Source organism: Caenispirillum salinarum (genome assembly GCF_044803115.1).
Taxonomy (GTDB): domain Bacteria; phylum Pseudomonadota; class Alphaproteobacteria; order Rhodospirillales; family Rhodospirillaceae; genus Caenispirillum; species Caenispirillum salinarum_A.
Map to the genome: position 1 here is coordinate 4,511,292 of NZ_CP085224.1, position 12,275 is coordinate 4,523,566.

The 12,275-nt window shown below is 61.3% G+C and carries 13 protein-coding genes; 6 read left to right on the forward strand and 7 right to left on the reverse strand.

Going from position 1 to position 12,275, the window contains the following annotated elements; translation table 11 throughout:
• Positions 1–165: 165 nt before the first annotated feature.
• Genes LG334_RS20880 through LG334_RS20905 form a run of 6 tightly spaced genes read left to right on the forward strand, consistent with a single transcriptional unit; the run spans position 166 to position 7,927 of the window.
• Entirely contained in the window at positions 166–363 is a 198-nt protein-coding gene (locus LG334_RS20880; RefSeq protein ID WP_333484497.1) for a helix-turn-helix domain-containing protein, read from the forward strand.
• Positions 360–2,534, forward strand: coding sequence for an N-6 DNA methylase (locus LG334_RS20885; RefSeq protein ID WP_404381148.1), 2,175 nt, complete (start codon positions 360–362; stop codon positions 2,532–2,534). Before LG334_RS20880 ends, LG334_RS20885 begins: the two co-directional genes overlap by 4 nt.
• Positions 2,531–3,247: a restriction endonuclease subunit S gene (locus LG334_RS20890; RefSeq protein WP_404381150.1), complete on the forward strand. Its 717-nt coding sequence runs from the start codon at positions 2,531–2,533 to the stop codon at positions 3,245–3,247. Before LG334_RS20885 ends, LG334_RS20890 begins: the two co-directional genes overlap by 4 nt.
• Before the next feature lies 1 nt (position 3,248).
• On the forward strand, positions 3,249–3,860 hold the full coding sequence (locus LG334_RS20895; RefSeq protein ID WP_404381152.1) for a hypothetical protein: 612 nt from the start codon (positions 3,249–3,251) through the stop codon (positions 3,858–3,860).
• Positions 3,861–3,879: 19 nt separating this feature from the next.
• Entirely contained in the window at positions 3,880–6,984 is a 3,105-nt protein-coding gene (locus LG334_RS20900) for a type I restriction endonuclease subunit R (RefSeq protein WP_404381154.1), read from the forward strand.
• Positions 6,944–7,927 (forward strand): COG2958 family protein, encoded by a 984-nt coding sequence (locus LG334_RS20905; RefSeq protein WP_404381156.1) that lies wholly within the window; start codon positions 6,944–6,946, stop codon positions 7,925–7,927. Before LG334_RS20900 ends, LG334_RS20905 begins: the two co-directional genes overlap by 41 nt.
• Here the strand turns inward: LG334_RS20905 and LG334_RS20910 are convergent.
• The 7 genes from LG334_RS20910 to LG334_RS20940 all read right to left on the reverse strand — a co-directional run bounded on the left by LG334_RS20910 (position 7,924) and on the right by LG334_RS20940 (position 12,257).
• The gene (locus LG334_RS20910; protein WP_259698084.1) at positions 7,924–8,223 is read right to left on the reverse strand and encodes a hypothetical protein; all 300 of its coding nucleotides are present in this window, start codon (positions 8,221–8,223) and stop codon (positions 7,924–7,926) included. The two genes, LG334_RS20905 and LG334_RS20910, sit on opposite strands and share 4 nt — an antisense overlap.
• Before the next feature lie 62 nt (positions 8,224–8,285).
• Entirely contained in the window at positions 8,286–8,561 is a 276-nt protein-coding gene (locus tag LG334_RS20915) for a hypothetical protein (RefSeq protein WP_404381158.1), read from the reverse strand.
• A 173-nt stretch (positions 8,562–8,734) separates the two neighbouring features.
• Positions 8,735–10,330, reverse strand: coding sequence for an IS66 family transposase (tnpC, locus tag LG334_RS20920; RefSeq protein WP_404381160.1), 1,596 nt, complete (start codon positions 10,328–10,330; stop codon positions 8,735–8,737).
• 60 nt (positions 10,331–10,390) lie between these two features.
• Positions 10,391–10,738, reverse strand: a complete 348-nt coding sequence (gene tnpB / locus LG334_RS20925; RefSeq protein ID WP_404379667.1) for an IS66 family insertion sequence element accessory protein TnpB — start codon at positions 10,736–10,738, stop codon at positions 10,391–10,393.
• A complete protein-coding gene (tnpA, locus tag LG334_RS20930; protein WP_404381162.1) occupies positions 10,735–11,019 on the reverse strand; it encodes an IS66 family insertion sequence element accessory protein TnpA in 285 nt (94 codons plus the stop codon). The genes tnpB and tnpA overlap by 4 nt, the downstream gene beginning before the upstream one ends.
• Positions 11,020–11,217: 198 nt before the next feature.
• A complete protein-coding gene (locus LG334_RS20935) occupies positions 11,218–11,892 on the reverse strand; it encodes a YcbK family protein (protein WP_404381164.1) in 675 nt (224 codons plus the stop codon).
• Between the two features lie 74 nt (positions 11,893–11,966).
• Complete coding sequence (locus LG334_RS20940; RefSeq protein WP_404381166.1) at positions 11,967–12,257, reverse strand: DUF6127 family protein; 291 nt, start codon at positions 12,255–12,257, stop codon at positions 11,967–11,969.
• Positions 12,258–12,275: the final 18 nt, after the last annotated feature.

A 12,275-nucleotide genomic window follows, 5' to 3' on the forward strand; every position in this document is an offset into this window, starting at 1 on the left:
GGCACCACCCCGACTTCTGGGGCACTAAAGGACTGTCCCGCGTCCGCCGCCCTTCCCTAGACTGGCCCCCGTTCCTTCCCCAAAGCCCGCGGCGAACTCGGCTTGTGAGTTCCTCAATTTTCCACTATTTTCTCGGAATCGCTCCGGGAGGGGGCTTTTGCGCCGATGAGCAATGACATCCTGACCATCCGAGAGGTCGCCGAGTATCTCAAGATCAATGAGAAAACGGCTTACCGTCTTGCGGCAGAGGGCAAGCTCCCCGGCTTCAAGGTCGGTGGCGCCTGGCGCTTCCGGAGGGACGAGATCGAGAAGCTCACCAAGGGCAGCACAATTCAGGACGAAGACGGGAAGAACGCCGAATGACAGCCATCCAGCAAGATCTCATCAATTTCATCTTTGGGATCGCGAACAAGCTGCGTGGCCCCTACCGGCCGCCCCAGTATCGGCGTGTCATGCTGCCGATGACCGTCCTGCGGCGCCTCGACTGCGTCCTTGAACCCACCAAGGACGCCGTGCTCAAGGAGTACGAGAAGCTGAAGGCGCAGGGCCTGCCGGACCGCGCCATCCATGGCAAGCTGGCCAAGATTGCGGCGAAGGACCGGAGCCAGCCTCTCTACAATGTGAGCCCCTTCACGTTCGCCAAGCTGCTTGGGGATCCAGACAATATCGGACGCAACCTGGTCGCCTACATCAAGAGCTTTTCGCCCAAGGCGCAGGAGATCTTCGACAGGTTCGAGTTCGAGAAAGAGATCGAGAAACTCGACAACGCCAACCGGCTATTCCTGATCGTCAGGGAGTTCGCCGGCGTCGATCTGCACCCCAAGCGCGTCGACAACATGCAGATGGGCTACGTCTTTGAAGAGCTCGTCCGCAAGTTCAACGAGCAGGCCAACGAGGAGGCCGGTGACCACTTCACCCCGCGTGAGGTCATCCGTCTAATGGCTCATCTTCTCTACACGGAGGATGAGGACGTCTACACGCCGAATATCGTGCGGACGATCTACGACCCGACCTGCGGTACCGGCGGCATGCTCTCCGTCTCCGAAGAGTACATCACGAGGGAGGGGCACAATCCGGACGCCCACTTGGAGCTCTTCGGCCAGGAGTACAACGAAGAGTCCTGGGCGATCTGCTGCTCGGACATGCTGATCAAGGACGAGCCCGTCGACAATATCGCCTTCGGCGACACGCTGGGCGACGGCAAGACCTTCGACGGCCATCCGGACAAGAAGTTCCACTACATGCTGGCGAACCCGCCCTTTGGCGTGGAGTGGAAGCCGGAGAAGGATGAGGTCGAGAAGGAGTACAACAGCCTCGGCTTCAAGGGCCGCTTCGGTCCGGGGCTGCCTCGCATCAGCGATGGCGCGCTGCTTTTCCTGCTCCACATGATCTCGAAGATGCATCCGTCGCCCGAAGAGGGCGGCGAGGGGTCGAAGATCGCGATCGTGTTCAACGGCTCGCCCCTCTTCGCGGGGGAGCCGGGGCCGAGCGAAAGCAACATTCGCCGCTGGATCATCGAGAACGACTGGCTCGACGCCATCGTCGCACTGCCCGATCAGCTTTTCTACAACACCGGCATCTACACCTACATCTGGCTCGTCACCAACCGGAAGCCCGCTGCGCGTAAGGGTAAGGTCCAGCTCATTGATGCGACCAGGCACTTCCGCAAGATGACCAAGAGCCTCGGCAACAAGCGCAACGAACTCTCCGACGAGCACATCGCCGAGATCACGCGCCTCTATGCCAATTTCTTGAATGGCGAGACCTCGAAGGTTCAGGTCAACGGCACGGTGGAAGAGCGGGCCTGCAGCAAGATCTTCGACAACCGCGAGTTCGGCTTTCTGAAGCTCACGGTCGATCGACCGCTCCGGCTGAACTTCCAGGCGTCGCCAGACCGCATCGAGCGCCTGAAAGACGAGAGCGCGTTCAAGCAGCTGGCCGAAAGCAAGAAGCGCAAGGACGAAAAGGCGCGCGCGGCGGAGATCGCTGCGGGCGAGGCCGAACAGGCGGCGATCCTCGAGGTCCTGGGCAAGCTGGATCCGGGGCCGCTCTACAAGGATCGGGAGGAGTTCACCGAGGTCGTCAACGGCGCCTTCAAGAAGGCCGGCGTCAAGATCAAGGCGCCCATCCGCAAGGCTATCCTGTCCGCCTTGTCCGAGCGGGATCCGACCGCCAATCCCTGCCTGGACGGCAACGGCGACCCCGAGCCCGATCCGCAGCTGCGGGACACGGAGATCGTACCGCTGCCGGCGGACGCCCCCATGCCGCTGCCCATCGACTACGACAAGGATGCGGACAATCGCGCACTCGTGGCTCTCTTCCACGATCACTGCGAAGACTACCTGGCGCGGGAGGTGCTGCCGCACTGGGACGATGCCTGGATCGACTATTCGAAGACGAAGGTTGGCTACGAGATTCCGATCAATCGAAACTTTTATACGTATGAGCCTCCGGAGCCGCTCGATCACATCGAGAACGCGATCAAAAGCATGGAAGCGGAGATATTCTCTAAACTGAAGGAGGCCGTTGCGTGAGCATTCAAGCCTACCAAAAATATAAGCCCGCCGGCACTCAGTGGATCGACTCGGTGCCATCGCACTGGCGAGTCGAAAAACTAAAGTTTGTCGCGGCTAATAATTCCAGCAACGTCGACAAGCACTCATATGAAGACGAGATTCCAGTTCGTTTGTGCAACTACACAGACGTATATTACAATGATTTTATTAAAGATGACCTCGAATTTATGGAAGCCACAGCAACGAAGCAAGAAATTGATCGTTTCAGCCTACTTCCCGGGGACATCTTAATCACGAAGGATTCCGAGTCTTGGGATGATATCGCGATTCCGGCGCTCGTAAGTGAACCGCTGAAGAATGTCCTTTGCGGCTATCACCTTTCGCACATTAGGCCGAATGACGAGCACATTATCGGCCGATACCTTTTTTGGCTGCTCTCATCAGAGACTATAAATCGGCAATTTCAAGTGTCTGCAAACGGTGTGACTCGCTTTGGACTACCAAAATATTACATAGACAACGCAATTTTGCTCGTCCCCCCGCTCGACGAGCAGGTGGCAATCGCAGATTTTCTAGATGAAAAGACACGAGAGTTCGACGCCACAGTGACGCGAATTGGCGGCACCAAAGCGGGGGATGTTGCGAGCGACGACAGTTGGATAGGCCTTATCCGCAAGTACAGAAGCGCTTTGGTAACTGCCGCGACAACTGGTCAGATCAAAGTGGCTTAGCATGACGATCAATGCTCGCGGATATCTTGATCATCTGAAGGTCTACCTGAACACCGCCTGTTATGGAAAGACCTGCTTGGCCAACGAAGTCCGCGGCATTGGCGATAAGGAGCTGGTCCTCTCAGAGAAGGTCGAGGGCACCCGTCGGCGGCGCAAGGTGACGCTCGGCTTCGACGACGATGCCTTCGCCATCAAGCTGGATCAGGGAAATGATCCGCTGTTCCACTTCCTGACGAACGGTGACGGCCATCTCTGGTCTCGCCGGTGTGACTTCGTCGTCTTCGAGCGCCGGGGTGAGCGGCTGCATGCCCATTGCATCGAGTTCAAGGAAGCCTCGACCCGGATCCCGGTCGATAACATCTTCCTTCAGCTCAAGGCCGCCGAGGCCTGGTGCCGCAGCCTGCACAAGATCCTTGGCGCCTATGTCGACGAGGCAAAAAGGCTCAACTTGTCGTGTTACGTCTTCACCGGGTGCCAGAACCCGGCTCCGGACCTCGACGACACAGGGAAGTATTTGAGGAAGCACCCGTCGATCCGGCACTACCTTTTCGAAGAGGCCGACGGGATGAACCTGAAGGACCTGGAGAATTCGACTGTAAAGGTCATTCAATAATGGGACGGGAGGGGCCGGTATGAGCGTTCACAAGGAGATCCGGTTCGAGGAGGCGATCGAGGTTGCGCTCACCACCGAAGGCGGCTTCGAGAAGGGCGCCCCCGGCTCGTTCGACGCGGAGCGCGCCCTTTTCCCGGATGACGTGATCCAGTTCATCAAGGAGTCGCAGCCTGCGCGCTGGCAGACGCTCCTTGATTTCCACGGCGCAGGTGCGGCCGATGCTCTTCTGACGTCCCTTACAAAAGAGCTGGTATCCAAGGGCGTGCTGAACGTCCTGCGCCACGGGTTCAAGTGCTTCGGCAAGACCTTCCGCCTCGCCTATTTCGCACCCAACACGGGCATGAATCCCGAGGCGACCGCAGATTTTGGGAAGAACCGTCTGCGCGTCTATCGCCAGGTGCACTTCAGCGAGAAGCGGCCTGAGCTCTCCCTCGATGTGGTGCTCGCGGTGAATGGCCTGCCGGTCGTCACGATGGAGCTCAAGAACCCCATGACGGGGCAGACGGTGGAGCATGCCAAGCGGCAGTACCGCTTCGACCGCGACCCGAGGGAGCCGATCTTCGCGTTCAAGCAACGGGCGCTTGTCCACTTCGCCGTCGATCCGGACCTCGTGTTCATGACGACGAAACTGGCTGGCAAGGAAACCGTGTTCCTGCCCTTCAACCGTGGGGACAATCACGCGGCCGGGAACCCGCCCGCCCGGCCGGGAAAGTACAAGACATCCTACCTATGGGATGAGGTTCTGACGCGCGAAAGCCTGATGGACATCCTGGCGCGCTTCCTTCACCTGCAGGTCGAAGAACGTCAGATTGTGACGGACAAGGGGATCAAGCGCCACGTCAAAGAGACGATGATCTTCCCCCGCTACCACCAGATCGACGCGGTTAGGCGGCTTGTTCAGGATGCCAAGGCCAAGGGATCTGGCCACAACTACCTGATCCAGCATTCAGCCGGGTCGGGCAAGTCGAACTCCATCGCCTGGCTCGCGCACCGGCTGGCGAGCCTACACGACGACAAGGACCAGAAGGTCTTCGACACGGTGGTCGTCATCACCGACCGCCGCGTCCTCGATCAGCAGCTGCAGGACACGATCTATCAGTTCGAGCACAAGCAGGGCGTCGTACAGAAGATCGACGAGAACACGCAGCAGCTTGCGAAGGCGCTCTCCGGAGGCGTGCCTATCGTCATTTCCACGATCCAAAAATTCCCGTTCATCACGCAGGCGCTGGAGACGCTCGCCAAGAAGGGTGAGAGCGTTGAGGTCAGCACCGAGGGCAAGCGGTTCGCTGTGATCGTCGATGAAGCGCACAGCTCGCAGAGTGGCGAGACGGCGATGGAGCTCCGCAAGATCCTCAACAAGGAAGGCATCGAAGCGGCGGTCGCGGCCCAGCTTCTCGACCTCGAGGAGGACGATCTATCCGACGAGGCGAAGCAAGAACTCCTCCGGGAGATGCTGAAGCGCCCGTCGCAGCCCAACATCAGCTTCTTCGCATTCACAGCGACGCCGAAGTTCAAGACGCTGGCGGTTTTCAACGAGCCGGGTCCGGGCGGTAGACCGCCTTTCCACCACTACAGCATGAGGCAGGCGATCGACGAGGGCTTCATCATGGACGTCCTTGCGAACTATACGACCTACAAGACCTATTACGGGCTCATCAAATCGGTCGAGGATGACCCGGACGTCCCCCAGCGGAAGGCTGCGAAGGCGCTCGCTCGCTTCATGAGCCTGCACCCGCATAACATCGCGCAGAAAGTCGAGGTGATCGTTGAACACTTCCGCCAGTTCACCAAGCACAAGATTGGCGGACGAGCCAAGGCAATGGTGGTGACGGGCTCGCGGCTGCACGCGGTGCGCTATAAGCTCGCTTTCGACAAGTACATTCGCGACAAGGGTTATACCGATATCCGATCCCTCGTCGCATTCTCGGGAACCGTGATCGATCCGGACATTCCGGACTCGCAGTACACCGAGGTCGGCATGAACCGCGGCATCAAGGAGAGCGAACTCCCCGACAAATTCGCGTCGGAGGAATTCCAGGTGCTTCTTGTGGCGGAAAAGTACCAGACCGGCTTCGATCAGCCCCTGCTTCACACGATGTATGTCGACAAGCGCCTTGCCGGTGTGCAGGCGGTGCAGACGCTATCCCGATTAAACCGGGTCACGACGGGCAAAGAGGATACCTTCGTGCTCGACTTCGTGAACGAGCGCGACGAGATATTCAACGCCTTCAAGCCCTACTACGAGGTCACGCCCACCGGTGAGGCCAACGATCCACACCAGCTTTACGATCTGAAAAATCGGCTGGAAGAATGGCGTATTTTTGAGGATCGCGAGATCAACGCCTTCTGCGACATCTGGTTCCGAAACCGCAAGGAACCGACCCCGGGAGATCATCAAAAACTGAACGCCATTCTGGACGAGGCCGTTCAGCGATATTTGGAACTGAGCGAAGACGATCAGGGTCAGTTCAAGGGGCAGCTGTCGAGCTTCCGAAAACTCTATGCGTTCCTGTCGCAAATCATCCCGTATCAGGACTCTGATCTGGAAAAGCTCTACACCTACAGCCGATTTTTGCTGACCAAGTTGCCGCTGAATCCAGACGATCGTGACTACCAGGTCGAAGACGATGTGGCCCTCAAGTTCTACCGCCTGCAAAAAATCAGCGAAGGAGCAATCGATCTCAAGGCAGGTGAGCCCGACCCGTTGAAGGGGCCGACTGAGGTCGGCACAGGAAAAGGCCACGACGAAGATGTCTCGCTGTCCTCGCTCATCAACAAGCTGAATGAGCGGTTCGGGACCCAGTTTACGCCAGCTGATCAGTTGTTTTTCGACCAAGTGACCGAAACCGCCGCCGCGAACGAGAAGCTTCAGGAGGCAGCACGCGTAAACACGCTTGAGAACTTCTCTTTTGTTTTCAACAAGATGCTTGAGGGTCTGTTCATTGAACGGATGGAGGGCAACGAGGAGATATTTACGCGGCTGATGAACGACGATTCCTTCCGAGGCATTGCGACCGAGCACCTCGTCCGAGAGGTTTATCAGAAGATCCGCGGAGGTGTCGAACAGGCTGGAGATCCAGCCAATGGCGCTGCCTCATCACCGGGCACGCGCGCGAAAGGGTGACACGATGGGACTTAATCTCGCCAAAACCGTCGTTGATTTCCTCGCCAGCCGCCCGGAACAGAAGTTCACGGCACGCCAGATAGCTCAATGGATTTTCGAGGAATATCCGAGCGAATGTGAACAGAAAAAGATCAATAGCACCTTCATCACGAGTGATGCGGATCTGATTCAGCAAATTGTTGCGGAAATAGGTTCACAGCGACCTGCGCTGCAAAAGCGTAACCCACAAGTCAAAACGACTGAAGGTCGGCCCCGGCAGTACTATTGGACCACGAAGACGGACCAAGCGGAGGTGGATGAAGCCGAAACCGAGGGAAAAGAGACCCCACTTATTTCCGGTGCCGCCTCACTCAAGGAAAGCGATCTTTATCCAGTCGTTTCGGAGTATCTATGGTCTGAACTCGGGATATATTCAAAACGTATAGACGAAAGGAAGTCTTCGAATAAACAGGGACCGAGGGGAAATAAGTGGCTTTACCCGGACCTCGTCGGAATGGAAGATCTGACGGCTGATTGGCACCATGAAATCAAGGGTGCGGTCAAAGAATACGCGGATAAAAAGACGAAGCTGTGGTCTTTCGAGGTAAAGTTACTGCTGAACAGATCGAATTTGAGAGAAGCCTTCTTCCAGGCGGTTTCAAATTCCTCCTGGGCAAATTTTGGCTACCTCGTTGCTGCCGAGGTCGAGGGGGCGGACACTATGAAAGAGCTGAGAATGCTCTTTTCCCTTCACGGGATCGGGCTGATCCAAATTGATCCGGAGAACCCGGCCGAAAGCCAAATTCTCATTCCAGCAAGGGAACGGCTCGAGGTCGACTGGGCGACGTGCAACCGGCTCACTCAGGAGAACAAGGACTTCTTGCAGTTTGTGAAACTTGTCCGACAGTTTCACCAGACCGGAGATCCACGCCCCAAAGACTGGGACATACCTGAAAATAACTAGGATTCTTTGACGATTGAAAGCTGGACTGAGAGCCGGCGCTTGTGGTGAGTGAAAATAGCTGACCAGATCTCAGGGTCCGACCGTGGCACCCGACAAATTGTCAGGTCGAAATCAGAGATGCCACGTTTTTTTGTGGTTCGAAAGTCGGAGAGGGCGAATTCCGCTCGCCTGGCCAGCGATGGGGAGACGCGATCTACAGCATACGCAGCAATGTCGAGCAAGTGTTCTATTTCTGATGGCGACACACCTTCCGCCGCAATGTCTTCGACAACCTTGATCGTATATTTCGCGCTCATCACGTCTTTCTCGTGGCTTGATGGCTGCAGCGATACAGGCTCTGTGGGCACCGAATAGCAACTCAGAAATGGCTTTCGCGGCGAGGGCCGTCGCAAGCGCGTGCCTGATCCCTCATGACGCTGTAGTCGGCGAGCATTTCGGCGATAGCCGACCCCTCCGGCAGCAGATCGAGCTCATCGGCTGCGCGCGCCTGGAACTCGCGGCTATACTCGACCACCGGTGGGCAGGCGGTCGTGACGCGGGGCTTAGAAGCGACCGTTGCGCAGCCGGTCAGCGAGATCGTTGCGATCGCGAGGGCGGCGAGCCGCCGCGTCGAGCATCTGGCGTTGGACGTCATTGGTCTTCTCCGAGGTTTCGAGGCGTTCCGCCAGCCGTCCCGCACGCTCGCCGGAGCGCCGGAGTGAGAGCAGGAACAGGAACACCGCGAGTGCGATGGCGCCGTAGCGCAGGGCCGCCCGCATCCATGGGGGTAAGCGTCTTCCAGCGGCTGCGGCGGCCGCCTGTTGACGGTCAGGCAGCCTTCTGGTCGTCCTGCGGCTGCCCGATGTTCCACGGCAGCAGGTCGTCGATCCGGTTGATCGGATGGTCGGCGATGCGAGCCAGCACCGTGGTGAGGTAGGCCTGCGGGTCGAGGCCGTTCAGCCGCGCGGTCTCGACCAGCGTGTAGATGGCCGCCGCCCGGCGGCCGCCGGCGTCGGAGCCGGCGAAGAGGTAGTTTTTCCGGCCCAGGGCCAGCGGGCGGATGGCCCGCTCAGCGGCATTGTTGCTGATCTCGCAGCGGCCGTCGCCTGCATAGCGGGTCAGCGCTGGCCAGCGCGTCAGGGCGTAGCGCATTGCGGCCGCCAGCTCGCTTTTGCCCGGCAGCTTGCGGAGGCTGGTGTCGAAGAAGGTCTTCACCGCCTCCAGCCGGGGCAGGCTCTCCGCCTGGCGCACGCGCAGGCGCTCGTCGGCTGGACGCCCGGAGATCCGGCGCTCCACGTCGAACAGCGCGCCGATCAGCTCCAGGGCCCGGGCGGCGATGGGTGATCCGGTCGCCGCATGAACGTCGTGGATCTTGCGCCGCACATGGGCCCAGCATGCCACCTCCTGCACGGACGCGACGCCGTCCTCTCCCGGCTCGTACAGCTTGTTGAAACCGGCATAGCCGTCGGCGTGCAGAAGGCCGCGAAAGCCCTGCAACTCGGTCTGCGGATGGATGCCCTTGCGGTCGGGCGTGTAGCGGTAAAGCACGGCCGGCGGCGCCGGGCCGGCATGGGGACGTTCGTCGCGCAGATAGACCCATTGTCGCGCCTGCCGGGTCTTGCCGGCGCCCGGGCTGAGCACCGGCACCGGCGTGTCGTCGGCGTGCAAGGCGTCGCCGGCGCGCACGTGGCGGCCAATCGCCTCGACCAGCGGCGCCACCAGGGCGGCCGTCCTGCCGACCCAGCCCGCCAGCAGCGCCCGGGGCAGCGTCACGCCCTCGCGGGCGTAGATCTGGCTCTGGCGGTACAGCGGCAGGTGGTCGCAGTATTTCGACACCAGGACATGCGACAGCAGGGCCGGCGACGGCAGGCCGCGCGCCACCGGCAGGGACGGCATCGGCGTCTGCACCATGCTCTCGCACGTCCGGCACGACAGCGCCGGACGGACATGGCGGATCACCCGGAAACGGCCGGGCACGTAGTCGAGGATCTCGGTCACGTCCTCGCCCACCGTGTGCATGGCGCCGCCGCAGGCCGGGCAGTCGTCGGCGGGATCATGACGGACCTCGTCGCGCGGCAGATGCTCCGGTAGGGCGCGGCGACGGCGCGCGGCAGGCTGGTCCGGGGCGTCGGCCTCGGTCGGCTCCGGCGGCGCTTCATCCTCTGCTTCGGCCGCTTCGGCCGCTTCGGCCTCCAGGTCCTCCAGGGCCAGTTCGAGCTGTTCGATCTCGCGGGACAGCTTCTCCGACGATCGCCCGAACGTCATCCGCCGCAGGCGGGCGAGTTGCACCTTCAGCTTCTCGACTTCCAGCGCCTTGGCGGTCAGGCCGGCCCTGGCCGCGGCCAGTTCCTCGGCCTGCGCGGCGATGATCGCCCGCAGGGCCTCGACGTCGTCGGGAAGCTGGGAAGACGGTGCGGAAGGCATGGCCGGATTCTAGCCGCAGAAGCCCTAAAAACCAAGGATTTCGGCGCCTTCCGGGGCTCGTCAGCCGGCTGTCTCCGGCCGCCATGTCCGCGTCGGCATGCGCCAGTCGATGCCCTCGATCAGCATGCTCAACTGGGCCGGCGTCAGCGCCGCCACGCCGCCCTCCGCCGACGGCCAGACGAAGCGTCCCTTCTCCAGCCGCTTGGTGAACAGGCAGAACCCCTGGCCGTCCCAGGCGAGGATCTTGACCAGGTCGCCACGCCGCCCGCGGAAGACGAACAGGTGCCCCGAGAACGGGTCCTTCTTCAGGACCTCCTGCACCAGCATGGCGAGGCCGGGCATGCCCTTTCGCATGTCGGTCCGGCCGAGCGCCAGGTAGACACGCACGCCCGGCGGAACGGCGATCATGCCCCCTCCAGGGCCGCGACCAGCGTCCGCAACCGGGGTGGCGCGATGGTGGCCGGCACGATCAGGCGGCGCCCGTTGGTGAGCACGATCTCGACCGGAGACGGTTCCTCGGGCGCGGGAGCCGCCTCTTCATCCTTCGGCGCCGCGACCTGGACGGGCAGAAAGCCGGGTGCGGCTGGAGCTGCCTTCCGGCACCAGCGTCCGAGGACGCTGGGATGAACGCCGTTCCGCCGCGCCACCTCGGCCACCGGCAGGCCGCTCTCCGCAACCTCTCTGACCATCCGCTCCTTGTCCGCCCGCGGCCATGACCGCCGCCGCGCCGGAGGCTGACTACCATCGTAGGCCATAAGCAACTCGCTCCATCCGCCGATCCACTCCAAGATCGACGAAGTCAGCACTATCGGGACGCCGACGCCAAGGCAGCCGTCAGAAGACGGTTACCCATGGGGCGGAGGCGATCCCGGTGAACATAGCGGCGATCATCGACGCACCCGCTTCCAGTCGTCGATACGGGCGTAGATCGTCACGGCAACGCCTGCGAGCGCCACGGCGATGAACACCCAGCGCAGGGTGTCGAGATAGGGCACGAGCGGCAGGATCGCGGTCTGGGTCTCCGTCAGAACGCTCTGCGCCACCTCGACACCCGCTGCGCCCAGCGTGGCCACGCCAGCTGCGCCGCTGCCCTTCATCGTGCGGCTGTCTGCCAGGACCTCCCGCACGGGCGCCGTTTCCGCGGCGAACGCCGTCGCCCGCACCGGGAAACGCTCGCCCCATTGCCGAGCCGGGCCGAGATCGATGTGCATGAAGCCCGAGCGCGGATAGTAGCCGAAGCCGAGGAAGCCGACGGCTCGGGCGGCGGCCTCGAAAGCCACCGGATCGTGGTTCGCCATGGCGATGTCAAAGGCCGTGCCGTCCATGTGCTTCGAGCGTGGCGCGCCGCCGACGGCCCGGTTGTGCGCCGGACTGCGGTAGGCCGAACGGACGATAAGCGGCTTACCAAGTCGGTCGCGCAGCGCCTGGAGCTTGTCGAGCGCTTCCTCGTTTATCCGCAGGGAGCCGCTGCCCCGGCAGGCGATCTCGGCGGGGGAGAAATTCTTCCAGCGCCATGAGCGCTCGGGCACGTCGCGCCAATGTTTGTAAGTCATGGTCGTCATCGCAGGTCTCCAGGCACAAAAAAGCCCGCTCCTCGACGAGGGCGGGCGGTGGTCTGATGGGTCGGGCGGATGGGTTAAGGCGTCGGTCCGAAGAACTTCAGCTTGATAGCAATGCCCGCCATCAGGGCGAGCAGGACGCCAGTGGTGATCAGCCGCACGGCGGTCTGGACGGCCGTCTGTTTCGCGAGGCGGAAGCCCGCGAGCAGCGAGCGAAGATCGCGGATGTCCTCGGCGGCATCCTGGCCATCGAGGCCGACCTCATGCAGGGCGCGCCGCGCACCCGTCTCGGCCGCGCGCTCCAGCAGGGCTTCAAACTCGGTGGCCGGCAGCGCGATCAGCGCACCGCTGTCTGGTTCCTTGTCCATGACGCAATCCGGGAGTGA

What these genes read in the sequence shown, in the direction of transcription:
- LG334_RS20880 (WP_333484497.1), top strand. Translation starts at nt 166, where the DNA reads ATGAGCAATGACATCCTGACCATCCGAGAGGTCGCCGAGTATCTCAAG.
- LG334_RS20935 (WP_404381164.1), bottom strand. Translation starts at nt 11,892, where the DNA reads ATGACGACCATGACTTACAAACATTGGCGCGACGTGCCCGAGCGCTCA.
- tnpB (WP_404379667.1), bottom strand. Translation starts at nt 10,738, where the DNA reads ATGATCGCCGTTCCGCCGGGCGTGCGTGTCTACCTGGCGCTCGGCCGG.
- LG334_RS20885 (WP_404381148.1), top strand. Translation starts at nt 360, where the DNA reads ATGACAGCCATCCAGCAAGATCTCATCAATTTCATCTTTGGGATCGCG.
- LG334_RS20915 (WP_404381158.1), bottom strand. Translation starts at nt 8,561, where the DNA reads ATGACGTCCAACGCCAGATGCTCGACGCGGCGGCTCGCCGCCCTCGCG.
- LG334_RS20940 (WP_404381166.1), bottom strand. Translation starts at nt 12,257, where the DNA reads ATGGACAAGGAACCAGACAGCGGTGCGCTGATCGCGCTGCCGGCCACC.
- tnpC (WP_404381160.1), bottom strand. Translation starts at nt 10,330, where the DNA reads ATGCCTTCCGCACCGTCTTCCCAGCTTCCCGACGACGTCGAGGCCCTG.
- LG334_RS20900 (WP_404381154.1), top strand. Translation starts at nt 3,880, where the DNA reads ATGAGCGTTCACAAGGAGATCCGGTTCGAGGAGGCGATCGAGGTTGCG.
- LG334_RS20910 (WP_259698084.1), bottom strand. Translation starts at nt 8,223, where the DNA reads ATGAGCGCGAAATATACGATCAAGGTTGTCGAAGACATTGCGGCGGAA.
- LG334_RS20905 (WP_404381156.1), top strand. Translation starts at nt 6,944, where the DNA reads ATGGCGCTGCCTCATCACCGGGCACGCGCGCGAAAGGGTGACACGATG.
- tnpA (WP_404381162.1), bottom strand. Translation starts at nt 11,019, where the DNA reads ATGGTCAGAGAGGTTGCGGAGAGCGGCCTGCCGGTGGCCGAGGTGGCG.
- LG334_RS20895 (WP_404381152.1), top strand. Translation starts at nt 3,249, where the DNA reads ATGACGATCAATGCTCGCGGATATCTTGATCATCTGAAGGTCTACCTG.